The organism is Roseivivax sp. (genome assembly GCF_054552075.1).
Genome location: NZ_JBTOLZ010000018.1, coordinates 40,986 through 64,658, shown reverse-complemented (window position 1 = coordinate 64,658; position 23,673 = coordinate 40,986). Strand labels below are relative to the sequence as shown.

The following is a 23,673-nucleotide window of genomic DNA, read 5'->3' as shown; positions in this document are numbered from 1 at the left end:
CAGAGGACGTGGCGTCCTGCTTGACCGGGGCCGGGCGCGGGGCGCAGAATGAGAACCAAGGGAGAACGACATGACACCCGGCAAGGCCTTTTTGACATCCGAGGAGATCCGCAGCCTCTCGGCCCGATCGGATCTCTGGGGGATGTGGCTTGTCGGCCATTGCTGGGGGGTAATCCTCCTGGCGCTGGGGCTCTTCGCGCTCTGGCCGAACCCCGCGACCTTCCTGATCGCGGTGATCGTGATCGGCTCGCGGCAGCTCGGCCTTGCGATCCTGATGCACGAGGCGGCGCATAACGCGCTCTTCCGCACCAAGGCCTGGAACGAGTTCGCCGGCGAATGGCTCTGCGGACGGCCGATCATCGCCGATCTGCCGGAATACCGGCACTACCACCTGACCCACCACCGCCACACCCAGACCGAGCGCGACCCCGACCTGCGGCTCTCCAAGCCCTTCCCGACCACCCGCGCCTCGCTGATGCGGAAGTTCTTCCGCGACATCACCGGCCAGACCGGCATCAAGCAGCGCGCCCAGCAGTTCATGTTCGCCTTCAAGATGGCCGGCGAGGTCGAGGGCACGCCCTCCTCGCAGGACCTCGCGCAGGCCTTCTCGGGGCCGGTGATCGGGCGGGCGGTGCTGGCCAACCTGGCGCTTTTCGCGCTGTTCTGGGCCGTCTCGGGGCTCTGGTGGGCCTGGGTCGCCTTCTGGCTCCTGCCGCTCCTGACCTGGTTCCAGCTGGTCCTGCGGATCCGCAACATCGCCGAGCACGGCGCGGTGGAGTTCTCCGACGACCCGCTGCGCAACACCCGGACGACGCTGGCCAACCCGCTCGAGCGGCTGCTGGTTGCGCCCTACTGGGTGAACTACCATCTCGAACACCACCTGGTGATGCACATCCCGGCGCATAACCTGCCGAAACTGCACGCCCTGATGATCGAGAAGGGACACGGGAGCACGATGACCACCGCGCCGAATTACCTTTCCGTCCTGGCCCGCGCCTCGTCGCGCCCCGCATGAGCTACGCCCCCTACGGCCCCCGCATCGCGGAGGCCCGGACCAAGCCCGCCCTCTGGCGGCTCCTGGCCGGGCTGGCGCTGGCGCTCATCGTCTCGCTGGCGCTGAGCCAGGCGCTCCTGTTCGGCGCCGTGCGCATCGGCGGCGAAGAGCTCCTGCCCGGCATCATCGGCGGCACCACGCCGGCGGGGCTGATCCTGGTGCTCTCGGGCATGGGCACGCTGACCCTCGGCACGCTGGCGGCGACGCATCTTTTGCACGGGCGCGGGCTGCGGACGCTGATCGGGCCCTACGGGCTGGCGCTGCGCCAGGCGGGCCGGGTCTTCGGCGCGCTGGTGGTGCTGCAGGCGTTGCTTCTGGGGCTGATGAGCTGGGGCTTCGAGGGCGCGCTGATCCAGCAGCGGGCGCTGGGGATCTGGCTTGCGCTCTTGCCCCTGGGGCTGCTCGCGGTGCTGATCCAGACCAGCGCCGAGGAGATCCTCTTCCGCGGCTACATCCAGGGCCAGCTCGCGGCGCGTTTTTCCCATCCCGCGCTCTGGATACTGCCGCAGGCGGCGCTTTTCGCCGCCGGGCATTACACCGCCGGGACCTTCGGCTCGAACGCGCTGGGGATCGCGCTCTGGGCCGGGGCCTTCGGGCTGATCGCCGGCGATCTGACCGCGCGCTCGGGCACGCTGGGGCCCGCCATGGCGCTGCATTTCGTCAACAACGCCATAGTGATCCTGGTGATCTCCATGGACGGGATGCTCTCGGGCCTGTCGCTCTACACCCTGCCCTTCTCGCCCGGCGACGAGGCCGAGGTCGCCCGCGCCATGCCGCTGGAGTTCGGCGGCCTCCTGGAGAGCTGGCTCGCCGCGCGGGTCGCGCTCAGGCGATAGACGCCCGCATTCCCCCGCGTGATTGCATTTCGCCCCGCCCCGGAATAAGTCGGGCCTCGACCTAGGCAGCGCCGGAAAGACCGCATGAACTGGATCACCAACTACGTTCGTCCGCGCATCAACTCGATCTTCTCGCGGCGCGAGATTCCAGAGAACCTCTGGACCAAGTGCGAGTCCTGCGGGACGATGCTGTTCCACCGTGAGCTGACCGACAGCCTCTATGTCTGCTCGAACTGCAGCCACCACATGCAGATCACCCCGCGGGCGCGCTTCACCGCGCTTTTCGACGGCGGGATCTTCTCGGAGGTGACGGTGCCCGAACCGGTCGCCGACCCGCTGCATTTCCGCGACCAGAAGAAATACCCCGACCGGCTGAAGTCGGCGCAGCGCTCCACCGGCGAGAAAGAGGCCATGCTGGTCGCCGCCGGCGAGATCGGCCGCACCCCGGTGGTGGCCGCCGCGCAGGACTTCAGCTTCATGGGCGGCTCCATGGGCATGTATGTCGGCAATGCGATCATCGCCGCCGCCGAAGAGGCCCTGCGCCTGCACCGTCCGCTGGTGCTGTTCTCGGCCGCTGGCGGCGCGCGGATGCAGGAAGGCATCCTGTCGCTGATGCAGATGCCGCGCACCACGGTCGCGATCCAGATGCTGCGCGAGGCGGGGCTGCCCTATATCGTCGTGCTGACCCATCCCACGACCGGCGGGGTGACCGCCTCCTACGCGATGCTGGGCGACGTGCAGATCGCCGAGCCCAACGCGCTGATCTGCTTCGCGGGCCCGCGGGTGATCGAACAGACCATCCGCGAGAAGCTGCCCGAGGGCTTCCAGCGCGCGGAATACCTGCTCGAGCACGGGATGCTCGACCGGGTGACCGACCGCCGCGAGCTGCGCGAGGAACTGGTGGTCATCCTGCGCATCCTGATGCAGTCGCCGCCGGCGGTCTGGGGCGATCTGCCCGCCCCCGCCGAGCCCGTCGTCGAGGATCAGGGCGCGGAGGCCCCCGAGCCCCCCGCGGGCGAGTCCTCCAAGGAATGAGCGGGGCCGCCTCGGACCACATCCTCGAACGGATGATGGCCCTGCACCCCAAGTATATCGACCTCACGCTCGACCGGGTCTGGCGGCTTCTGGAAAAGCTCGGCCACCCGGAGCGCGACCTGCCGCCGGTGATCCACCTCGCGGGCACCAACGGCAAGGGCTCGACCCAGGCGATGATCCGCGCCGGGCTCGAGGCCGGGGGCGCGCGGGTGCATGCCTATACCTCGCCGCATCTGGCGCGCTTCCACGAGCGCATCCGCCTGGCCGGGGCGCTGATCTCGGAGCCCGACCTCGCCGCGCTCCTCGACGAGGTCTATGCGGTCAACGGCCCCGACCCGAACACCTATTTCGAGATCACCACCTGCGCCGCGCTCCTGGCCTTCGCGCGCAGCCCCGCGGATTACCTGCTGCTCGAGACCGGGCTGGGCGGGCGGCTCGACGCGACCAATGTGGTCGCGCGCCCGGCGCTGACGGTGATCACACCGATCGCCATGGACCACGAGGCCTATCTCGGCGACACGCTGACCAAGATCGCCGGCGAGAAGGCCGGCATCCTGAAGCGCGGCGTGCCGGTGGTCGTCGGCCCGCAGGACGACGCCGCGCTCGAGGTGATCGAGGCCCGCGCGGCCCGGCTCGGCGCCGAGGTCATCGCCGCGGGCCAGCACTGGCATGTGACCGAGGAGCACGGCCGCCTGGTCTTCCAGGACGAGCGCGGGCTGCTCGACCTGCCGCGCCCGGTGCTGCCCGGGCGGCACCAGTTCGACAACGCCGGGGCCGCGCTGGCCGCGCTCCGGCACCTGGGCTGCGGTGAGGCCGCCTGCGAGGCCGCCGTGACCCGCGCCGAATGGCCCGCGCGCATGCAGCGGCTGCGCGAAGGCCCGCTGGTCGCGGCCGCCGGGGGCGCCGAGCTCTGGCTCGACGGCGGGCACAACCCGGCCGCCGGAGCCGCGCTGGCCGCGCATCTGGGCGATCTGCCTGAGCGGCCGACCTATCTACTTTGCGGGATGCTCAACACCAAGGATGTGACCGGCTTCCTGCGCGCCTTCGCGGGCCAGGTCCGCGGGCTTGTCGCGGTGGACATCCCCGGAGAGGCCAACACCCTGCCCGCCGAGGAGACCGCCGCCCGCGCCCGCGCCGCCGGGCTCGAGGCAGAGACGGCTTCCGATGTGCTTGCCGCGCTTGGCGCGATCACCGCCCGCAGCCCCGGCGCCCGGGTGCTGATCTGCGGCTCGCTCTACCTCGCCGGCCGCATCCTGCGCGAGAACGGCTGACCCGCAACAAGTTGTCGGGTCGGAATTCTGCGAAACCATAGCTTGGCGGCAACACTATATATTGACGGCTCTGTGCAAAGCCCGCTATGATTCGGGCAACATCTTGCCGAACAATACAACCAGGGGACGGCACGAGGGGACATCGCCCAGGCGATCGCGGCCTCGCGCGACGGAAGGACTCCGTCTCGCGACCGCGGGGACAGCGCCCGGGCCACGCGACAAAACAGGCAGTTCAAGGCCGGATCGAGCAGAGAACAATAGGGGTCCTTCGGGGCCCCTTTTTTTGTGTCGTTTGCTTGGGAGGGGGTTGGGGGGGCGTGAGTGAGGTGGGTGTAGCGGGCGGATGGATTTTCTTGGGGGCGCTTGGCGGGTGCTGGGGTCGAGGCGCACGCGTGAAACGCGCGGGGGGTGCCGGGGTCGAGACGCACTCGTGAAGCGCGCGTGGCGGGCTGACGGCCGGGTCGCACCTGGATGGAACGCACCCCTACACACCGATCAACTCGACAGCGCATGAGGCCACCGCCTCGCGACGCCTCCACACCCAACAGAAACAGCCAAATCCCGCGCCCTTCTCCCCCTCTCAACAAGCCCCAACAGAGGGCGCGCGCCGGACCGGGGGCCGGCGCTGCTGACCGGCAAGCTAAGCACTTTATCCCAGCAAGGTCTGGACGAGCTGCAAGCTAAACGCACCACCCCAAGGAGCGCCGGCCCAAGGGGCCGGTCCGGCGCGCGCCCGGCATCTTCGATGCTATTCGGGCGCAAGAGGGCGCTCTGGCTCGAACGCGGCATCTTCGGTTCTGTTCGGACGCAAGAGGGCGCCTTGACCCAAGCGCGGCAACTTCGGTGCTGTTCGGGCGCAAGAGGGCGCTTTGGCCCAAGCGCGGCATCTTTGATGCTGGCCGGGCGCAAGTAGGGGCGTGGAAGGTAAGGGCGGCACCTCTCACAGAGGGCGGCAGCCCACTCTACCCCTCCTGCCCCCAATCCGCGGACTGCATCTCCCGCAGCCGGCTCGCGGTGCGCTCGAACTCGAAAGCTCCCGGCCCCTCGACGTAAAGATACTCGGGCTCCGCCGCCGCCGAGACGATCAACCGCGTCCCGGCCTCGTAAAGCGTGTCGATCAGCGTCACGAAGCGCTTCGCCTCGTTGAAGTTCGACCGGCCGAGCTGCGGCACGTTCTCCAGGATCAACACCCGCAGGCTCTCGGCCAGCTTGAGGTAATCCGCGGGCCCCAGCGGCTTGCCGCAAAGCTCGTAGAAAGGCACCCGCGCGGCGCCTCCGGCGTAGCGCGGCAGGGTGATCTGGCGGCCCTTGACCGAGAGCACCAGCTCCTCTTCCTGCTCCCCGGAGAGCCGCTCCCAGAGCGCGTCCAGCGCGGCGCGGGCCTCGGTATTGGCGGGGGTGAAATAGGTCTCGGTCCCGGCCAGCCGGTCCTGGCGGTAGTCCTTGGCGGCGGAAAGCTCGTGCACCACCATCCGCTCCTTCAGAAGCGCGATGAAGGGCAGGAAGAGCTGCCGGTTCAACCCGTCCTTGTAGAGGTCGTCCGGCACCCGGTTCGAGGTGGTGACCACCACGCAGCCGGCCTCGAAGAGCTGCTCGAAAAGCCGCCCCACGATCATCGCGTCCGCGATGTCGGTGATCTGCATCTCGTCGAAGGCAAAGACCTTCACGCTGTCCGAGACCGCCTTGGCGACCGGCTTGATCGGATCCTCGGTGCCGGCCTGGCGCTCCCGGTGCACGGCCTCCTGCACCTCCTGCATGAAGGCGTGGAAATGCACGCGACGGGTCGGCACCTCGAGGCTTTCCACGAAGAGGTCCATGAGCATCGACTTGCCGCGCCCGACCCCGCCCCAGATGTAAAGCCCCTCGGGCGGCGGCGGCGCCTTGCGGAAAAGCCCGCGCTTCTTCGGCGCGTTCAGGGCCTTCGCGATGCGGTCGAACTCGGGCAGGACGGCGCGCTGCGCGGGGTCGGCCTCGAGCCGTCCTTCCGCGATCCGCGCCTCGTAAAGCGCCGTCAGCGGGTCAGACATTCGGTTCGCCCTGCAGCCCCAGGAGCTTGCGGAAGCCGGTCCAGTAGCCGGGCAGCTGCGGCGGGCCGTCGAGCCCCTCGATCGCCGCATCGGCCCAGGGCGCCATATGCGAACGCGCGAAGCCGCGCCCCCAGTCGAGGTAGTCGTCGGCATATTCCGGGCGCAGCCGGCAGGCCGAACCGACAAGCCCCACCAGGGTCTCGGGCGGCGAATACCATTCGTCCTGGATGCCGGTCACGGTGGACTGCAGGAAAGGCCCGACAAGCCGCATGATGCGCTTTTCCGAAAACTGCAGCAGCAGCTTGCCCATCTCGTCGCGGTTGTAGTGGATCAGCGGCGGGAAGGTGTCGAAGAAGATCGCCCGGCCGTCGCGGATCGCGAAGTTGCGGATCGAGGGATGGAAGCCGACGCGGGTCTCGAGCCCCTCGGCCTTGGCCCAGAAGCCGGCGATGACCTCGCCCGCGGCCTGCATCATGTCGAGCGTCGCCTGTTTGCCGTCGTCGCGCATCCGCGGCCGCATCAGGCTGTCGAGCGGCAGCGCCTCCTGCACGATGACCGGGGTCTCCTTGCCGGAGAGCTCGACGAGGTGGAACTCGGTCTCGGGCAGCGGCACGTCGCAGTCGGTCAGCACCCGGACGTAATCCTCGTGCGCCTGGGCGAGCTTGGCCAGCTCGGCGCGGCTGGCCGCCCCGCGGTAGACCTTGATCACCCGGTCCGAGAAGGGCCCCGAGGGCGGCTGGAAGGGCGCGCAGAAATAGCCCAGCCGGGATATCGTCCGGCCCCGCGTGGCGGCATCGGAGGTGATCAGATCGGCAAGGGCGGCAAGGTCGGTCATGGCGTCTCCGGGCGCGGGTCGGACATCCTCTGCCCCCGGGGTCTACCCGGTTGCGAGCCGCTCTGCCACCTCTTGTGCAAGCGCCTCGACCTCGGCGCGGGCCGGGGTCTTGCGGCCCTCGGCGCCCGAGAGCCCCTTGCCCATGGCCTCGGCGTAGATCGTGCGGTTGGCGATCTGGCTCGCCGCGATCGCGGCCTCGAGCCGGGCCGCGGCCTCGCTCACCTCGCCGGCGAGCCGGGTGCGCGCGCGGGTGCGGTTCATCACCACCAGCGCGTCCTTCTCCTCGCGCCGGGCGAGGTCGAGCACGCCCTCGGTGGCCCAGAGATCGACATGGCTCATGGCCACCGGCACGACCACGAGGTCGGCCACCCGCAGCGCAGGGCGCAGGTCGCTGTCGGCCTTGGGCGGGGTGTCGACGATGACCACGTCGCATTCCGAGGAGAGCTTGCGGGTCTCATAGGTGATGCCCCAGGCCGAGGAGGTCGCGAAATCGAGCCCCACCGTGGCGTCGGGATGGTCCTCGACCCGGGTCATGAACCAGCGCCCGAGGCTGCCCTGCGGGTCGGTGTCGACCAGCGCCACGGTCTTGCCCTGGCGCAGGAAGCCGACCGCGAGATTGGCGGCCAGCGTGGTCTTGCCGGAGCCGCCCTTCTGCTGCGCGACGGTGATGATCGAGCCGGCCATGCGAATCGCCCTCCTGTTGATCCGCGAGGGAGTTTGCACCTGCAGCATAGGAATGGCCACATGCGCCGCCGAGACAGCGCCGCAGCGCGGCGTGAGGGTGACGGGGGTGCTGAAAGGGTGGGCTTGGGGGGGGGTGTTTGGGGAGGGCCGGGAGGTGTGTGGAAGGGAGACTGACCGACGGGATCACCGCCTTGCCAGAAACTCTCGTGCTCGCGCGCTGCGTCTCCTGCCCCGCCGCCACAGACGCGGCTTCTTCGCAGACGCCCCCCACCGCCACACCGAATGTCCGCGTCCCGCCCGCCAAACCTCGGAACGGTTTCCCGACCCAGCCTCCCCGCGCCCTCTTGCGCCCGAATAGCACCGAAGGTGCCGGGCGCGCGCCGGACCGGCCCGATGGGCCGGCGCTCCTTCGGGCGGCGTGCATAGCTTGTCGCTAGCCCTGACCTTGTTGGGAAAAAGCGCATAGCGCGGAGGTCAGCAGCGCCGGCCCCCGGTCCGCCGCGCGCCCTCTGGTGCGCTTTGCTTCGGGCCGGGTGGTGGGCGGCGAGGCGGGTTGGGGTGGTGCGCCGGATGCCGCCGCCGGGAACTGTGATGCCGGATCGTTTCTCCGATCAAAGGGGCTTGCACCGTCGCAGGTGCCCGGGCCCGTTCGCCCAGGTCCGCTGCGTTCCACGCCTTCACGCCCGATGTTCGCTCTCTCCGGCGCATCGCGCCCTTACGTCCCCCCTACCCCCACCGATTAACCAACGGTTAACCGCTTTGGCGAGACGATTCCGCCATGTTGCGCTCCGCCCTCCGCCGCGCCGGTCTGGCGCTTCTGGCCTGTCTGCCTGCCGCCCTCGCTGAAGCCGGGGCCTGGCCGCGCGAGAAGGGCGCGCTCTTCGTCTCGACCACCAGCTACCTCTCCTGGTCGCAGGACCTCACCACCTGGACGAGCTACTATCCGAGCGCCCGCTACGACACGCTCTTCATCGAATACGGGCTGACCGAACGCTGGACGGTGGGGCTCGACCTCGGACGCTCGGTCTCGGGGGCGACCAAGACGGTGGCCTTTGCGACCCGGCCCTTCGCGCGGCCGGTCCTTGGGCTGCAGGTGGCGCCGACGCTGGGCATCGGCCAGATCGACGGGATGCAGGTGATCCGCCCGGCGCTCTCGCTCGGCAAGGGCGCTGACTGGGGCTGGCTGGCGGCGGATTTCGCCGCCGAGCTTTTCCCCGAGCGCGGTGAGACCGACGTGAAGCTCGACCTGACCATGGGCGCCAAGTTCGGCCGCCGCCGGGCCATGGTGCAGTTCCAGGGCGGCCAGCAGGCGGGCGACGCGCCGTTCCTGCGGGTGGTGCCCTCGGTCACGACGCCGCTCTTCAAACGCTACGAGTTGGAGCTCGGCGGCAGCTACGGGGTGATCGGGGACAGCAGCATGGGGCTGAAGCTGGGGCTCTGGGCGGAGTTCTGAGAGGGCAGCGGCGGACGCCTCCGGCAGCCACCCGAGCGACAGCTCAGCGCCGAGCTGCCCGGAGACCGCCCCTGCCCCATAGCCACGCCCGCCACGCTCTCCCGCACCCAGCCCCCGCCCAAACCTCAATCCATCCGGATCGTCACATTGGCGTCGCCTCGCACCGCGCCGGGGTAGATCAGATGCACCTGGTTGTTCGCCCCGCCCTCGCGGGTCGAGACATAGGGCATCCACCACTCGCTCACGTTGGCGGCGTTGCGCAGCCGCGAGGTATGCACCACGGCGTCCACCTCCTCGGCCCAGGCATCGAAGGGCAGCTCGCCCTCGGTGTCGATCACCCAGGTGTCGGCATGGGTGTTCTGCGCATGCGCCACCACCAGCGGGTTCTGCGCGGCCTTCTCGACATTGGCGAAGGTGTTGTTGGTGAAGCGCACCCGCTTCATCCGGGCGAAATCCAGCGGCGCGAAGCTGGTGTCGGGCCGCTCGACCCGCTCGATCGTGCCCGAGGAGGCCCGGAAGGTATTGCCCGAGACGTTGAACCCGTTGAGGAAATGCCCCGAGCCATAGGGTTTGACCACGATGAAAGCGAAGCTCGTCGCGACCTTGGAGCAAAGGAAGACATTGTCGGTGATCGAGAGCCCCGCGAAGCCGAAGCCGCTCACGTAGTCCGGCTCCGGCTCGCGCTCGTTGGTCCATTCGACGAAGCAATTGTCGATGTAGTTGTTGGCGATCTGCGTGTTGCAGGCGCGGAGCGCCAGCACGATGCCCGCCGTGCGGATGCCGTTCGCCGCCGCGTCGCCCTGGAAGAAATGGTTGCCGGTGATCAGGTTCTGCGCCCCCGAGGCGACCACGAAATGGCGGAACTGCGAGGCCCGGCAGTCGCGCAGCTTCACGTCGTTTGCGTTGACGTTGATCGCCACGGACTGGCGGTTCTGCACCAGCTCGCCGCCCTCGTGGCTGAGGAACTGGCAATGTTCGATCAACATGCCCTGGCAACCTTCGCCGGGGCTGGTGATGCCGCGGTTCTTCGGCCGGTTGAAGGTGCATTCGCGGATCACCATCACCGTGCCCGAGGGCGCCAGCATGACGCCCGAGGCCTCGATCGCGCATTGGAACTCGATGTCCTCGAGCTGGAAGACGTCGAGCCGTTCGAAGCCCGAGAAGTCCAGCATGTAGCGGAAGCGCCGGAAGGTGTAGTTCTGGGTGCCCACCGCGTCCGAGAGCGGCTGCGAAAGCGTGACCTCCTGGGCGGCGGGATTGACCGCGCGGACGTAGATCTCGCGGCCGACACCCGCGCCCTCGACCAGCGCGCCGACGGGGATGACCTCGGCATTGGTCACATTGCTGAGCCGGGTGGGCTGGGCGGCGGAATAGCTGGCCTGCCGGGTGACCACGCTTTCCGCCCAGTCGCCGCCCGCCGAGGCCTGCAGCTGGCCGTTCCGCAGGACCCGCCGCTGGGCATAGCTCGTGCGGTTGGCCACCGCCGCCTGCACGTCGAGCGGGCCCGAAAGCGAGACCCGCCGCCCGCCCATGTCGAGGCTCTCGTGGTCGGCGTCGTTCATCAGCGCCTGGAGCGCCTTCTTCAACGCCTCCTCCTCATCGCCGAAGGCGTCGATATAGCTCGGCAGGCGGAAGTTCTTGGTCAGCGACAGCCGCTTCTCGGCGGGCATGGTCACCTGGCCCTCGAAGATCACCTCGCTGTCGAGGGTCACGTCCTCGGCCAGAAGGTAGCTGCCCGCGCTGACGAAGAGCGAGCGCCCCTGGGTCGCGGCGTCGGCGGCCTCGAAGGCGGCGCTGTCGTCGGTGATCCCGTCGCCCAGCGCGCCGTAGTCGCGCACGTCGACATAGCCCAGCATGTCACGCAGGAAGACCGCGGTCACATCCTCGATCTCGATGTCGTCGACGCGCAGGAGCGCGCCGGTGGCGCCCGTAAGGTCGATGCCGAAATGGCCGTATGTCGGGCTCGGCCCCCAGACCATGTCGACGCCGGTGCGCGCGCCCGAGCCGATGATCGCCGAGACCTCCACCACGGTGCCGTAGTCCGGCACCGCGACGCTCGCGGCGGTGAGCGGGATGCCGGTCACGGCCGCTCCGCCCGGGCTCCCGGCCCAGGCCGCGACCCGCACCGAGGGCAGGCTGCCCGAGAGGACCTTCACCCGGGTCCGCACCCGCAGGTAGACGCCCGGCGCGATGGGCACCTCGCCCATGTAGCGGATCTTCTGGGTGGCCTCGGTCTTCAGAAGCTCGAGGCAGCCGCCGAAGTCCTGGTCGGCGGTCACGATGCTGGCGCCGGCGGCGCTGGCGTAGCTGTCCGAGCCCGGCGTGCCGTCCTGGCGCGACCAGACCTCGAGCCCCTCGGCAAAGGGTGGCGGCATCAGGTCCCAGCCCTCGGTGATCGCCTTGTTCATCGCTGTCCCCTTCCTTGGCAGGCCGCGCGGCGGCACCGCGCGGGAGGACAGGGATAGCGAGCCCAGGGTTAACCGGGCCTTGGGGCGGCGTGCGTTGCGGCCTTTTGAGCGGGCCCGAGCGCGGTTTGGCTCAGGCCGCGACGCCGGTCTGCGGCAGGATCTGCACGCCGTCGATCAGCCAGCCGCCCTCGGTCTCCAGCATCCGGTATTCGAGGACATGCAGCCGCCCGCCCTCGTCGGTGACGATGACGCGCTGGAAGAGCCGCCCGTCCATCTGCCTGAGCGCACCGAAGTCGATGGTCTCGGGGCGCCAGACCATCGGGTAGCCCTGTTCGACCATGCGCCCGAACATCTCGGGCGTGCGGAAGATGCCGCGGATCATCGGGCTGGCGTATTCGAAGGCGCCCGCGACATCGCCGCCGCGGAAGGCTTCCATCTGGTTCGAGATCACCGCCTCGATGCCGGGCTCGGGGGCCAGGACATCCTGCGCCCAGGCCGGCAGGGCCAGCCAGAGCGCGGCGAGCGGGGCGAGAATGCGCAGGCGCATCATGGGTCCTCCTCTCCTCGGGGTGGGAGGAGAGATAGCGCGTCTCCGCCCGTCCCCAAGTCACGGCCCGGCGAGCGGGGGAGTTTCGGGGGGGGGGGAGGAGGCTTTGGGGGATGGGGTGTGTCTTCGGATGGGAGCGGACAACCCGCCGTGGGCGCTCTAGGGATTAGCGTTGTGCAGCGGACGGTCGGCACAGGCAGCGCCATGTCGCCCTATCGGCTCGCAGAGCCAGAGGGCGCGCGCCGGGCCGGGGGCCGGCGCTGCTGACCTCTGATCTAAGCGCTTTATCCCGGCAAGGTCAGGACTGGCTGTGAGCTAGGCGCGTCGCCCACAAGAGCGCCGGCCCAAGGGGCCGGTCCGGCGCGCGCCCGGCACCTTCGGTGCTATTCGGGCGCAAGGGGGCGCGGGGATTTGGGCGGTGTGAGCAACTGGAGCGGTGAACCGCACCAGCGCCATCACGCCACGCCGCCCCCCAAAACCCCGCCAACATCACCCCAGCTCGCCCGCCAGGCCCTTTTCGATCAGCGCCACGCTCTCTTCCACGCCGTAAAGCGCGATGAACCCGCCGAAACGCGGGCCCTGGCTCGCACCCATCAGCACCTCGTAGAGCGCCTTGAACCAGTTCCGCAGCGGCTCGAAGCCGTGCTCCTTGCCGACCGCGAAGACCAGGCTCTGCAGCGTCTCGTCGTCGCGCGGGCCCTCGTGGGCGCGCAGCCGCTCGGCCAGGTCGCGCATCGCGGCGGCCTCGGTCTCGTCGGGCGCGCGGTAGGTCTTGCCCGGCTTCACGAAGTCCTCGTAGTAGCGGATCGCGAAGCCCGCCGCCTGGTCGAGATCCGGGTTGCCCTCGGGCGAGGCCTCTGGCGCGTAGCGGCGGATGAAGCCCCAGAGCGTCTCCTTGCTCTCGGCGCCCGAGACCGACACCAGGTTCAGCAGCATCGCGAAGGGCACCACCATGGTCGAGGCCGGCACCGCGCCGCCGTGGATGTGCCACACCGGGTTCGCGGCCTGCTGCTCGGGGCTCTGGCCCGGGTAGGCGCGCAGCTGCTGGTGGTATTCGTCGACCGCCTTGGGGATCACGTCCCAGGACAGCCGCTTGGCGGTCTTGGGCTTCTGGAACATGTAATAGGCCAGGCTCTCGGTCGAGGCATAGGTCAGCCATTCGTCGATCGAGAGGCCGTTGCCCTTGGACTTCGAGATCTTCTCGCCGTTGGCATCGAGAAACAGCTCGTAGGTGAAATGCTCGGGCTTGGCGCCGCCGAGGATCTCGCAGATCCGGTCGTAGATCGGCGTGTTGGTGGAATGGTCCTTGCCATACATCTCGAAGTCGACGCCCAGCGCCGCCCAGCGGGCGCCGAAATCGGGCTTCCACTGCAGCTTCACCTGGCCGCCGGTGACCGGCAGGGTCCACTCGCGGCCGTCCTCGTCGTCGAAGGTGATCTCGCCCTTGGCCGCATCGACATGCTTGATCGGCACGTAGAGCACGCGGCCGGTCTCGGGGTGCAGCGGCAGGAAGATCGAATAGGTCTGCTGGCGCTCCTCGCGCAGCGACTTCAGCATCACCGCCATGATGTCGTCGTAACGCTCGCAGGCGCGCAAGAGCACCTCGTCGAAGGCGCCGGACTTGTAGTATTCGGTGGCCGAGTAGAACTCGTACTCGAAGCCGAAGGTGTCGAGGAAGCGCCGCAGCATGGCGTTGTTGTGATGGCCGAAGCTCTCATGCGTGCCGAAGGGATCGGGCACCGAGGTCAGGGGCTTCTGCAGGTGCTCGCGCAGCATCTCGGGGTTGGGGACGTTGTCGGGCACCTTGCGCATGCCGTCCATGTCGTCCGAGAAGCAGATCAGCCGGGTCGGCACATCCGAGATCGCCTCGAAGGCGCGGCGGATCATCGTGGTGCGCGCCACCTCGCCGAAGGTGCCGATATGCGGCAGCCCCGAGGGGCCGTAGCCGGTCTCGAACAGGATGTGGTCCTTCTGGCTCTTGCCGGCCTCGTGGCGTTTGAGCAGACGGCGGGCCTCTTCGAACGGCCAGGCCTTCGAATTCATCGCGGCGTCGCGAAACTCCGACATCTCGTCTGCTCCTTGATTGGCAAGACCCCGCGCAGGCGGGGAAAATGGGGCTCTCTCGAGCGCCCGCTACCTATTGCGGCGCTTGATCGGGGTCAATATTTTCAACGCAGGCAAAAGTTCCCCTCCGGCAAGGACCGACACATGCAAGATTCGATCGAACATTCGTTTTCACCGCAGGACGCCCTGGTGGCGCTGATGGTCGCGGTCTCGGCCTCGGACGAGAACATCCGCACCACCGAACTGGTGAAGATCCAGTCGATCGTGACCACCCTGCCGGTCTTCACCGATTTCGACGTCGACCGGATCAAGAACGTCTCGCAGAGCGTCTTTGACCTCTTCGACCAGGAAGACGGGCTCGACGCGCTTTTCGGGCTGTTGCGCGAGGCCCTGCCCGAGCGGCTGAACGAGACCGCCTATGCCCTGGCCTGCGACGTGGCCGCCGCCGACGGCACGCTGACCGACCCCGAGCTGCGCCTGCTCGAGGAGATCCGCTACGAGCTCGACATCGACCGCCTGCACGCCGCCGCCATCGAGCGCGGCGCCCGCGCCCGCCACATGCGGGCGTGAGGGGCGGTGCCGCGCGGCACGATTCTTGAAAAACCCAACTGGATGGGTTAAATCCTGATGGTGACGATCCATCGGGCCCAAGGACTGCGCGTGGTGATCTTCACCGACGATCACGAGCCGGCGCATGTGCATGTCTTCGGCGACGGCCACGCCAAGATCGACCTCTCCGGGCCCGACGGGACGCCGAGACTGGTCTGGATGGTCGACATGAAGCGCAACGAGCTGCGCCGCGCCCTGGCGATCGTGACCGAGAACCGGGCGGACTTCCTGGTACGCTGGAGAGAGATCCATGGCTGAGCTGACCGACGACGAGATCGAGGCCGCCCGCGCCCGCGGCGAGGAGGCCCATGCCCGCGAGCCCCGCGCCACCGGCGCGCGCTACGATTCCGCCACGGGGCGGGTGATCGTCGAGCTGTCGAACGGCTGCACCTTCGCCTTCCCCGCCGCCCTGGCGCAGGGGCTTGCGGGTGCTTCGGACGGGGATCTGGCGGACGTCGAACTTCTCGGACGCGGCTACGGGTTGCACTGGGAGTCGCTGGACGTGGACCTTTCGTTGCCCGGACTGATGGCCGGGATCTTCGGCACCAAGACGTGGATGGCCCAGCGTGGTGGGCGCGCGACCTCCAAGGCCAAGTCGGCGGCGGCGCGGGCCAACGGCGCCAAGGGCGGACGTCCAAGGAAGCACGCGACGCCCTGATCCGCGTGGCCCCCGGGGAGCCCTGATCCGCGCGGCGCCCTCGTCGCGCGCCCGCCCCCCCCCCCCGAATCGTATCGGTGACAATCGAAAAATTGCCCGTCCGGGCGACGCGGGGTATTTCCGGGCCAAAGGAGCCCGCCCATGGACCGTCCCGCGCCCTTGATCACGCCCGTGCTTGTCGCCGGCTGCATCATCATCCTCGTGAGCTTCGCGATCCGCGCGAGCTTCGGGGTCTTCCAGATCCCCATCGCCGAGGAGTTTGGCTGGCTGCGCTCGGAGTTCTCGCTCGCCATCGCGATCCAGAACCTGGCCTGGGGCATCGGGCAGCCGCTCTTCGGGGCCATGGCGGAGCGGCTGGGCGACCGGCTGGCGATCGTGCTCGGGGCGATCACCTATGCGGTGGGGCTGGTGCTGTCGTCCTTCGCGACCACGCCCGAGGCGCACCAGGCGCTCGAGGTGCTGGTGGGCTTCGGCGTGGCGGGCACCGGCTTCGGGGTGATCCTCGCGGTGGTGGGCCGTGCCTCTTCGGACAAGAACCGCTCCATGTCGCTGGCCATCGCCACGGCGGCCGGCAGCGCGGGCCAGGTCTTCGGCGCGCCCCTGGCGGAATGGATGCTGGGCTTCATGGCCTGGCAGGAGGTCTTCCTGCTCTTCGCCGCGGCGATCCTCGCGGTGCTTCTGTGCCTGCCGATGATCCGCGCCCCGCAGGCCTCGAAGAGCGAGCTTGAAGAGAGCATGGGCCACATCCTCGGCAAGGCGCTGCGCGATCCCTCCTTCTCGCTGATTTTCATCGGCTTTTTCTCCTGCGGCTACCAACTCGCCTTCGTGACCGCGCATTTCCCCGCGCTGGTGACCGAGATGTGCGGCCCGATCCTGCAGGGCGGGGTGCTGCATTCGGTGGGGATCACCACGACCTCGGCGCTGGGGGCGGTGGCGATCTCGCTCATCGGGCTCTTCAACATCGCGGGCACGCTGGTGGCGGGCTGGCTCGGCAACCATTTCCCGCGGAAATACCTGCTGACGGCGATCTACACCGGGCGGACCATTGCCGCGGCGCTGTTCATCATGCTGCCGATCACGCCGATCTCGGTCCTGGTCTTCAGCGCCGTCATGGGGGCGCTCTGGCTCGCGACGGTGCCGCTGACCTCGGGGCTCGTCGCGCATATCTGGGGGCTGCGCTACATGGGCACGCTCTACGGGATCGTCTTCTTCAGCCACCAGCTCGGCAGCTTCATCGGCGTCTGGCTGGGCGGGCGGATGTACGACCTGACCGGCGGCTACACCATGGTCTGGTGGGTCGGCGTGGGCGTCGGCGCGGTCTCGGCGCTGGTGCACCTCGGCGTGAAAGAGGACCGCGGGCCGCGGGTCAACCCCGCGACGGCCTGAGCCGCAGCTCGTCCATCATCCGCGCCATGGCGCGCGCCAGCGGCTCGGGATGGGTGAAGGGCAGCCCGTGGTCGGCCTCTTCGACCACCTCCTGGTGGGCGCGGCGCACCGATTGCGCGAGCCGGCCCATGCAGGCGACGGGGATCACCCGGTCGGCCCCACCCCAGACCGCCAGCACCGGCAGCCCGGTGGCCGCCAGCCGCGAGAAGACCTGCGGCGCGGGATCGGCCAGCGTGTGGCGCAGGCTCGAGAGCACGCCGGGCACGAAGCCCCGCCGGTCGAGCTGGGCGAGCTGCACGGCCAGCACCTCCTCGGGGGTCTGCCCGGCCCGGAGCGCGGCGGCATGGGCGCGCGGGTAGCGCATCTGGAAGACCCAGTCGCCGATCCAGGGCCAGCGCATGGCGAAGCGCTGCGCGGGTGAGAAGGGCATGCCCAGCCCGGCGGGCGCTACAAGCGCCACCTGGCGGAAGCGCTGCGGCTCCTCGCCGGCCAGTTTCGCGGCGATGAGCCCACCCATGGAATAGCCGAAAAGCGTCACGTCCTCGGTCAGCCCGTAGTGGTCGAGCACCTCGCGCAGCTGGTCGGTGAAGAAGGCCAGGTCCTGCCGCCCGGCCGGCGCATCGGAAAGTCCGCGCCCGTAGAGGTCGTAGACCAGCACCCGGAAGCCCGCCGCCTCGAGATAGGGGGTGAAGCCGTCCCAGGCCTCGGAAGGCGTGGTCAGCCCGTGCACGCAGACCGCCACCGGCCCCCGCACCCGGCCCGACCAGCGGCACTGCGTGGCCCCGCGCGACAGCTCCAGCGCCTCGCCGGGGGCCTCTTGCCGCTGGGCCTCGGTGATCGGGCGGCGCATCCTCTCGCGCAGGGTGGGCAGCAGCGCCAGCACCAGGACGAGGAGGAGAAGCGCCCAGCCCATCACGCCCCCCGCCAGGCCTCGTAGATGTAGCGCGCGCACATCAGGTCTAGATGCGCGCCGCCGCCGTTCTTGAGGATGGTGATGTCCTCGGGCGCGCGAGAGAAGGCGCCGGGGTCGTAGTAGTCGCCCAGCACGTCGGCGCGCGAGATCACGCCGGCCTCGAGCGGGATCTTCAGCTCGCCGATATGGCCCAGCGTGGTGTCGAAACTGTCCACGAAGATGCGCGCGCGAGCCAGCGCGGCATCGTCGACCTCGCGCATGTCGGGGCGATAGGCGCCGATCAGGTCGAGATGCTGGCCCGGGCGCAGCCAGTCGCCGCGCAGGACCGGCTCCTTGGCCATGGTCGTCGTGGCGATGATGTCGGCGCGGGCCACGGCGGCCTCGAGGTCGGTGGCGACGCGCAGGCCCGGCACCTCGGCGGCCAGTTCCTCGGCCCGGGCGGGCGAGCGGTTCCAGATCGTCACCCGCGCCTCGGGGAAGCCCGCCCCATAGGCCGCGATCAGCGAGCGCGCGACGGTGCCGGCGCCGATGATCAGGATCTCGCGGCTCTCGGGCCGGGCCAGCATCCGCGCGCCGTAAAGGCTGTCTCCGGCGGTCTTCCACTTGGTCACCAGGTGGAAATCGACCACCGCCTCGAGCATGCCCGTGGTGTCGGAAAAGAGGTTCACCGCCCCGTTGACCGCCGGCTGCCCGGCGGCGGCATTGCCCGGGAAGATGGTCGCGGCCTTCACCGCGAGGCCCAGCCCGTCGATCCAGGCGCCGCGGTTCAGAAGCGTGTCCTCGCCGCGGTAGAGGAAGGTATCGGCGATCTCGGCGCGGGGGCGGGCGTGGCCCGCCTCGAAGGCCGCGCAGAGGCCCAGCCAGTCGAGCGCCGCCTCGCCCTCGGCAAAGGGGATGACCGCGGGGGCGCTCATGCCAGGTCCCCGGGCGCAAGAAGGCCCAGGTCCACCAGCCGGGCGGCAAAGCCCTCGGGGCCGTCGAATAGATGGGTCTGCCAGCCGCGCGCCTCGGCGGCGGCGATGTTCTCGGCCCGGTCGTCGGTGAAGAGAAGCCCGCCGGGCGCCACGCCGCTGTCGGCCTCGAGCGCGGCGTAGATCTCGGCGTCGGGTTTGGCCATGCCCATGTGCCCCGAGATGTAAGGCCGGTCGAACTCGGTCAGGAAGGGCCAGACCTCCTGGGCCACCTCGAAGGGGCCGATGCCGAAGTTCGACAGCGCGAAGACCGGCACGCCCCGGCGACGCAGCGCGCGCAGCGTGGCGACCGAGGCCGGGATCTCGGGCCCGGCGATGCGCGACCAGCTGTCGTGCCAGTGCCGGATCTCGTCTTCCCAGCCGGGGTTGGCCTCGGCGGCGGCATAGACCAGCGCGCGGAAATCCCCGCCCCGGTCCACGGCGTCGTTGACCCCGTGCAGATCCACCTCCGAGAACAGCCGCTTGCGGCGTTCCGGCCCGATCCGGGCGTCGTAGAACCGCTCGGGCTGCCATTCGATCAGCACGTTGCCGATGTCGAAGACCACCGCCTGTGGCTGCATCAGCCTGCCTCCTTCGCTGCCTGCCGCATGGCGCGTTCCAAGCCGTCGAGGAATCGCGCCCGGTCGCTCTTGGAGAAGCCGCGCCCGCTGCCCTGCCGGAAGGGATCGGCGGCGCGCAGATCCGCCGCGAGATCCCGCGCCGCGAGCTTGGCACCGATATTGGCTTCCGTGAAGGGTGTGCCGTCGGGCGCGAGCACCTGTGCCCCGGCTGCGACGGATTTCGCGGCCAGCGGCACGTCCGAGGTCACCACCACGTCCCCCCGGCCCGCGCGTTCGGCGATCCAGATGTCGGCGACATCCGGGCCCTCGGGCACCACGACCACCTCGACCAGCGGGTTGCGCGAGGGGCGCAGCCCGCCGTTGGCGACCAGGAACATGCGCACCCCGTGGCGGGTGGCGACCCGCTCGGCCTCATCCTTGACCGGGCAGGCGTCGGCGTCGACGTAAAGCGCGCTCACCGATAGAGCGCCTCGGCGTGGAAGGCGACATGCTCTTCCATGAAGCTCGAGATGAAGAAGTAGCTGTGGTCGTAGCCCTTCTGCATCCGGAAGGTCCCCTCCTGCCGGCGCGCGGCCATGGCCTCAGACAGCGCCTCGGGCCGCAGGAGCGGCAGGAAGTCGTCGGCGGCCCCCTGGTCGATCAGCACCGGGCCGTCGAAGCCCGTCTCGCGCATCAGGAGCGTCGCGTCATGCGCGGCCCAGGTCGTCTCCTCCGCGCCGAGGTAGGCCGCGAACTGCTTGCGCCCCCAGTCGCTTTCGGTCGGATTGGCGATCGGCGCGAAGGCCGAGACGGAGCGGTAGCGCCCGGGGTGGCGCATCGCCAGTGTCAACGCGCCATGGCCGCCCATGCTGTGCCCGGTGATCGCCTGCCGCTCCATGTCGAGCGCGAATTCCGCGCCCAGAAGCGCCGGCAGCTCCTCGGAGAGATAGTCCCACATCCGGTAATGCGGCGCCCAGGGAGCCTCGCTGGCGTTGACGTAGAAGCCCGCGCCCTGGCCAAGGTCGAAGGCCTCGTCGTCGGCCACATCCGCGCCGCGCGGCGAGGTGTCGGGGAAGCACAGCGCCACCCCGTGTTCGGCCGCCCAGCCCTGGGCGCCGGCCTTGGTCATGGCGTTCTCATGGGTGCAGGTCAGCCCCGAGAGATACCACAGCAGCGGCACCGGCGCGGTCGCCGCCTCCTCGGGCAGGAAAAGCCCGAAGGTCATCTCGCAGCCGCAGGCCTCCGAGGCGTGGCTGTAGACCCCTTGGACGCCTCCGAAGGCGCGGTTTTCCGATTTCGTCTGCATCTGTCGATCCCTCGCTCAAGCGGCTTTGCGGTTTTGGCTACCGGCCCGGCGCGGGCCCGGCAAGGGGTCAGCCGGTGACCCAGGCGATCCAGGCCGAGACGGTCACGATGCTGGCCGCCGTGGAGATCAGGATCGAGGCCGAGACCCGCTGCGGCGAGGTGCCGTAATGCTGGGCCAGGATGAAGACATTGCCCGCCACCGGCAGCGCCGCCGCAGAGATCGCCACCGCCGCCGGATAGGCCTCGACCGGGAAGAGGACCAGCGTGCCCAGCGCCACGAAGAGCGGGTGCAGGATCAGCTTGCCGAAGCTCAGCCAGCCCGCGATCACCAGCCGCTCGGCGGATTTCGAGGCCAGCGAGGCGCCGATGGCAAAAAGCGCCCCGGGCGTCGCGGCATTGCCGAGGATGGTGACGAACTCGTTCACCGGCACCGGCAGTTGCCAGCCCGAAGCCGCCACCGAGATGCCCAGCGTGATCGAGACGATCATCGGGTTTTTCAGCAGCCCCAGCCCGATGGTGCGCAGCACCCCGAGCGACATCCGCCCGTCGCGCGAGCCCTCGACCAGGATCACCAGCGCCGAGGAAAAGATGATCAGGTCGATCGACAGAAGCAGGATGATCGGCCCGACCGAAGCCTCGCCCAGAAGCAGCGCCAGCATCGGCACGCCGAGAAAGCCGGTGTTGCCGATCGCCACGCATTGCGCCTCGATCGCGGCGGTCTCGACCTTCACCCGGCGCCAGAAGGCCACCATCAGCCCGACGCCGTAGACGAAGGCGGTGCCCCAGAGATAGGCCAGCGCCAGCCAGGGGTCGAAGATCTCGCTGAAGGAGAGGTTCGCCGAGAACCGGAAGAGCATCGCCGACAGCGCGAAGTAGAAGACGAACTTCGTCAGATAGGCGCTGGCCTCCTCGGTGAAGAACCGCGTCTTGGCCGCGCCGTAGCCGAGCCCGATCAGGGCGAAGAACGGCAGGGTCTTGAGAAGGATCGCCAGCATGAGCCGCTAACTGCGCGCGCGTCGCCCCGGGGTCAACGGGGCGACGGCCCCGCGGGGAAAAGCGTCATCACCTCGTCGAGCGGTTTCTTCCGCTTGGCGGCCTGCGGCACCGTGGCCTCTTCGGAAGGGTAGCCCACCGGCAGGATCATCACCGGCTTCTCGCGCTCGGGGCGGTGGCACATCTCGTTGAGGAACTTCATCGGGTTGGGCGTGTGCTCGAGGCAGACCAGCCCGGCCTGGTGGATCGCGGTGATCAGCATGCCGGTGGCGATACCGACGCTTTCGGGGACGTAGTAGTTCTTGTAGCGTTCGCCTTCCGCGTCGACGCCCCAGCGTTCGGCGAAGACCACGATCAGCCAGGGCGCGGTGGTCAGATGCGGCTTTTCCACCCCGGTGCCGATCGGTTCCAGCGCCGAGAGCCAGGCGTCGCCCGCCCCGCCGCCGTAGAACTGGCGTTCCTCTTCCTCGGCGCCCTCGCGGACGCGGGCCTTCATCGCCGGGTCCGAGATCGCCACGAAGTGCCAGGGCTGGCGGTTGGCCCCCGAGGGCGCGGTCGCCGCCGCCTCGATGCAGGCGCGGATCACCGCCTCGGGCACCGGCGTCTCGGCGTAGTCGCGCACCGAATGGCGCTTTTTCATGTAGTCGCAGAAGGCTTCCGCCGCCTCGATCGACTGCTCGGCGGGCAGCTGCACCCGGTCGGGCAGGGGCAGGGGCGTGTAGACCGGCTGGTCGTCCTTGGGCATGGCGTTCTCCTCCGTCGCGTTGCGAGACAGGACCACCCTGCCCGCCCGGCGTCAACCTGAGCCGATCAGCGCGCCCGCTGCGAAGACCAGCGCGCCGCCCAGGACCACCTGGAAGGTCGCGCGCAGGAAGGGCGTCTCCATGTAGCGGTTCTGGATCCAGGCGATGCCCCAGAGCTCGATGAAGACCACCACGATGGCGATTGCCGTGGCGGTGGTGAAATGCGGGATCAGATAGGGCAGCGCGTGGCCCAGCCCGCCGAGCGTGGTCATCACCCCCGAGGCCAGCCCGCGCTTCCAGGGCGCGCCGCGGCCCGAGAGCTCGCCGTCGTCCGAGGCGGCCTCGGTGAAGCCCATGGAGATGCCCGCCCCGACGCTGGCGGCAAGGCCCACAAGGAAGGTCGTCCAGGTGTCCTGGGTGGCAAAGGCGGTGGCAAAGATCGGCGCCAGGGTCGAGACCGAGCCGTCCATCAGCCCCGCCAGCCCCGGCTGCACCCAGGTCAGCACGAACTGCCGCCGGGCGCTGTCGTCCTCGGTGGCGCGCACCTCCTCGGGCAGATGCGCGGCCTCGAGCGCGCCGGCGGTGCCCTCGTGCTGGGCCTCCTCGGCGGCGAGGTCGCCCAGAAGCCGCCGCGTGTCGGCGTCGCTGCAGCGCCGGGCGGCCTCGCGGTAGAAGCGTTCGGCGGCGCGCTCCATCTCGCGGGCCTCGCTGCGGATCGCCTCGAGGCTCATGGTCTCGGCCTGCCAATGCGGGCGGCGCTGGTGGAAACCCGCGACATGTTCGCGGCGCAGAAGCGGGATCACCTGCCCGAAGCGCGCCGCGAAAAGGTCGATCAGCCGGCGGCGGTGGCCGTCCTCTTCCCGGGCCATGCCGTCGAAGACCCGGGCGCTGGCGGGATACTCCGGGCGCAGGCGTTCGGCATACATCCGGTAGATCCGGGCGTCGTCCTCCTCGGAGGAGATGGCCAGCGCCAGAACCTCCTTCTCGGAGAGGTCGCGGAACCGGCGGCGGTGCGGGAGAAAGCGCATGGCGGCAGCCCTTTGTTTAGAACGATTCTAATCTAACCCCGCCAGATCCCCGCACAACCCGAAAAAGTGAACCGATCAGTTCAGCAAGAACTTGAAAAAGTGAACTGCACTGTTCATTTCAGTTTCACGAACCCACAGGAGGCCAAAATGCGCACTTTCCTTTCCCTGATCGCCGCCGCCACCCTTGCCTCGGCCGCTTCGGCCGGCATCCCGGCACCCGACATCCCGAACCTCTGGTTCCCCGAAAGCGCCCCCACGGTGCCGGCGCCGCAAGCGCCTTCCGGGACACAGAGTTACTGAAAAGCCGCAACTGG

24 protein-coding genes are annotated in these 23,673 nt (G+C 69.3%); 10 read left to right on the top strand and 14 right to left on the bottom strand.

What is annotated here, in order from left to right; translation table 11 throughout:
• The first annotated feature begins 70 nt into the window (after positions 1-70).
• The 4 genes from ACX938_RS13930 to ACX938_RS13915 all read left to right on the top strand — a co-directional run bounded on the left by ACX938_RS13930 (position 71) and on the right by ACX938_RS13915 (position 4,196).
• Positions 71-1,015, top strand: a complete 945-nt coding sequence (locus ACX938_RS13930) for a fatty acid desaturase family protein (RefSeq protein WP_459431503.1) — start codon at positions 71-73, stop codon at positions 1,013-1,015.
• A complete protein-coding gene (locus ACX938_RS13925; RefSeq protein ID WP_459431502.1) occupies positions 1,012-1,890 on the top strand; it encodes a CPBP family intramembrane glutamic endopeptidase in 879 nt (292 codons plus the stop codon). Before ACX938_RS13930 ends, ACX938_RS13925 begins: the two co-directional genes overlap by 4 nt.
• A gap of 84 nt (positions 1,891-1,974) precedes the next feature.
• A complete protein-coding gene (gene accD / locus ACX938_RS13920) occupies positions 1,975-2,925 on the top strand; it encodes an acetyl-CoA carboxylase, carboxyltransferase subunit beta (protein ID WP_232755160.1) in 951 nt (316 codons plus the stop codon).
• The gene (locus ACX938_RS13915) at positions 2,922-4,196 is read left to right on the top strand and encodes a bifunctional folylpolyglutamate synthase/dihydrofolate synthase (RefSeq protein ID WP_459431501.1); all 1,275 of its coding nucleotides are present in this window, start codon (positions 2,922-2,924) and stop codon (positions 4,194-4,196) included. Before accD ends, ACX938_RS13915 begins: the two co-directional genes overlap by 4 nt.
• 962 nt (positions 4,197-5,158) lie before the next feature.
• Here the strand turns inward: ACX938_RS13915 and zapE are convergent.
• The 3 genes from zapE to parA are packed head-to-tail and all read right to left on the bottom strand — an operon-like array spanning position 5,159 to position 7,742.
• Complete coding sequence (gene zapE / locus ACX938_RS13910; protein ID WP_459431500.1) at positions 5,159-6,223, bottom strand: cell division protein ZapE; 1,065 nt, start codon at positions 6,221-6,223, stop codon at positions 5,159-5,161.
• Positions 6,216-7,058 carry a DUF6206 family protein gene (locus ACX938_RS13905; RefSeq protein WP_459431499.1) on the bottom strand — a complete coding sequence of 281 codons (843 nt, stop codon included), beginning with the start codon at positions 7,056-7,058 and terminating at the stop codon, positions 6,216-6,218. The genes zapE and ACX938_RS13905 overlap by 8 nt, the downstream gene beginning before the upstream one ends.
• Before the next feature lie 42 nt (positions 7,059-7,100).
• The gene (gene parA, locus ACX938_RS13900; protein ID WP_232755156.1) at positions 7,101-7,742 is read right to left on the bottom strand and encodes a ParA family partition ATPase; all 642 of its coding nucleotides are present in this window, start codon (positions 7,740-7,742) and stop codon (positions 7,101-7,103) included.
• Positions 7,743-8,520: 778 nt separating this feature from the next.
• On the opposite strand from parA, the gene ACX938_RS13895 reads away from it, so the two are divergent.
• On the top strand, positions 8,521-9,195 hold the full coding sequence (locus tag ACX938_RS13895; RefSeq protein ID WP_232755155.1) for a hypothetical protein: 675 nt from the start codon (positions 8,521-8,523) through the stop codon (positions 9,193-9,195).
• Between the two features lie 125 nt (positions 9,196-9,320).
• On the opposite strand, the gene ACX938_RS13890 is transcribed toward ACX938_RS13895, so the two are convergent.
• From ACX938_RS13890 to ACX938_RS13880, 3 genes are all read right to left on the bottom strand, one after another.
• A complete protein-coding gene (locus ACX938_RS13890) occupies positions 9,321-11,603 on the bottom strand; it encodes a right-handed parallel beta-helix repeat-containing protein (protein ID WP_459431498.1) in 2,283 nt (760 codons plus the stop codon).
• A 130-nt stretch (positions 11,604-11,733) separates the two neighbouring features.
• Positions 11,734-12,153 (bottom strand): DUF4864 domain-containing protein, encoded by a 420-nt coding sequence (locus ACX938_RS13885; protein WP_459431497.1) that lies wholly within the window; start codon positions 12,151-12,153, stop codon positions 11,734-11,736.
• Positions 12,154-12,639: 486 nt separating this feature from the next.
• Complete coding sequence (locus tag ACX938_RS13880; RefSeq protein WP_232755152.1) at positions 12,640-14,217, bottom strand: lysine--tRNA ligase; 1,578 nt, start codon at positions 14,215-14,217, stop codon at positions 12,640-12,642.
• Between the two features lie 141 nt (positions 14,218-14,358).
• On the opposite strand from ACX938_RS13880, the gene ACX938_RS13875 reads away from it, so the two are divergent.
• The 4 genes from ACX938_RS13875 to ACX938_RS13860 all read left to right on the top strand — a co-directional run bounded on the left by ACX938_RS13875 (position 14,359) and on the right by ACX938_RS13860 (position 16,867).
• On the top strand, positions 14,359-14,784 hold the full coding sequence (locus tag ACX938_RS13875) for a tellurite resistance TerB family protein (protein WP_232755151.1): 426 nt from the start codon (positions 14,359-14,361) through the stop codon (positions 14,782-14,784).
• Positions 14,785-14,841: 57 nt separating this feature from the next.
• Positions 14,842-15,081, top strand: coding sequence for a DUF4160 domain-containing protein (locus tag ACX938_RS13870; protein WP_459431496.1), 240 nt, complete (start codon positions 14,842-14,844; stop codon positions 15,079-15,081).
• Positions 15,074-15,481 carry a DUF2442 domain-containing protein gene (locus ACX938_RS13865; RefSeq protein ID WP_459431495.1) on the top strand — a complete coding sequence of 136 codons (408 nt, stop codon included), beginning with the start codon at positions 15,074-15,076 and terminating at the stop codon, positions 15,479-15,481. Before ACX938_RS13870 ends, ACX938_RS13865 begins: the two co-directional genes overlap by 8 nt.
• A gap of 141 nt (positions 15,482-15,622) precedes the next feature.
• On the top strand, positions 15,623-16,867 hold the full coding sequence (locus ACX938_RS13860; RefSeq protein ID WP_459431494.1) for an MFS transporter: 1,245 nt from the start codon (positions 15,623-15,625) through the stop codon (positions 16,865-16,867).
• Here the strand turns inward: ACX938_RS13860 and ACX938_RS13855 are convergent.
• From ACX938_RS13855 to mbfA, 8 genes are all read right to left on the bottom strand, one after another.
• Positions 16,848-17,780, bottom strand: a complete 933-nt coding sequence (locus tag ACX938_RS13855; protein ID WP_459431493.1) for an alpha/beta fold hydrolase — start codon at positions 17,778-17,780, stop codon at positions 16,848-16,850. The two genes, ACX938_RS13860 and ACX938_RS13855, sit on opposite strands and share 20 nt — an antisense overlap.
• Positions 17,780-18,694 (bottom strand): ornithine cyclodeaminase family protein, encoded by a 915-nt coding sequence (locus ACX938_RS13850; RefSeq protein ID WP_459431492.1) that lies wholly within the window; start codon positions 18,692-18,694, stop codon positions 17,780-17,782. The genes ACX938_RS13855 and ACX938_RS13850 overlap by 1 nt, the downstream gene beginning before the upstream one ends.
• Entirely contained in the window at positions 18,691-19,311 is a 621-nt protein-coding gene (locus tag ACX938_RS13845) for an HAD family hydrolase (protein ID WP_459431491.1), read from the bottom strand. The genes ACX938_RS13850 and ACX938_RS13845 overlap by 4 nt, the downstream gene beginning before the upstream one ends.
• Positions 19,311-19,769 carry a YaiI/YqxD family protein gene (locus tag ACX938_RS13840; protein WP_232755146.1) on the bottom strand — a complete coding sequence of 153 codons (459 nt, stop codon included), beginning with the start codon at positions 19,767-19,769 and terminating at the stop codon, positions 19,311-19,313. Before ACX938_RS13840 ends, ACX938_RS13845 begins: the two co-directional genes overlap by 1 nt.
• Positions 19,766-20,596, bottom strand: coding sequence for an S-formylglutathione hydrolase (gene fghA / locus ACX938_RS13835; protein WP_459431490.1), 831 nt, complete (start codon positions 20,594-20,596; stop codon positions 19,766-19,768). The genes ACX938_RS13840 and fghA overlap by 4 nt, the downstream gene beginning before the upstream one ends.
• A 67-nt stretch (positions 20,597-20,663) precedes the next feature.
• A complete protein-coding gene (locus ACX938_RS13830; protein WP_459431489.1) occupies positions 20,664-21,590 on the bottom strand; it encodes an AEC family transporter in 927 nt (308 codons plus the stop codon).
• 32 nt (positions 21,591-21,622) lie between these two features.
• Positions 21,623-22,333 (bottom strand): nitroreductase family protein, encoded by a 711-nt coding sequence (locus ACX938_RS13825; RefSeq protein WP_459431488.1) that lies wholly within the window; start codon positions 22,331-22,333, stop codon positions 21,623-21,625.
• Positions 22,334-22,384: 51 nt separating this feature from the next.
• The gene (gene mbfA / locus ACX938_RS13820) at positions 22,385-23,359 is read right to left on the bottom strand and encodes an iron exporter MbfA (RefSeq protein WP_459431487.1); all 975 of its coding nucleotides are present in this window, start codon (positions 23,357-23,359) and stop codon (positions 22,385-22,387) included.
• A gap of 147 nt (positions 23,360-23,506) precedes the next feature.
• Between mbfA and ACX938_RS13815 the strand changes: the two genes are divergently transcribed.
• The gene (locus tag ACX938_RS13815; protein WP_232755141.1) at positions 23,507-23,659 is read left to right on the top strand and encodes a hypothetical protein; all 153 of its coding nucleotides are present in this window, start codon (positions 23,507-23,509) and stop codon (positions 23,657-23,659) included.
• Positions 23,660-23,673: the final 14 nt, after the last annotated feature.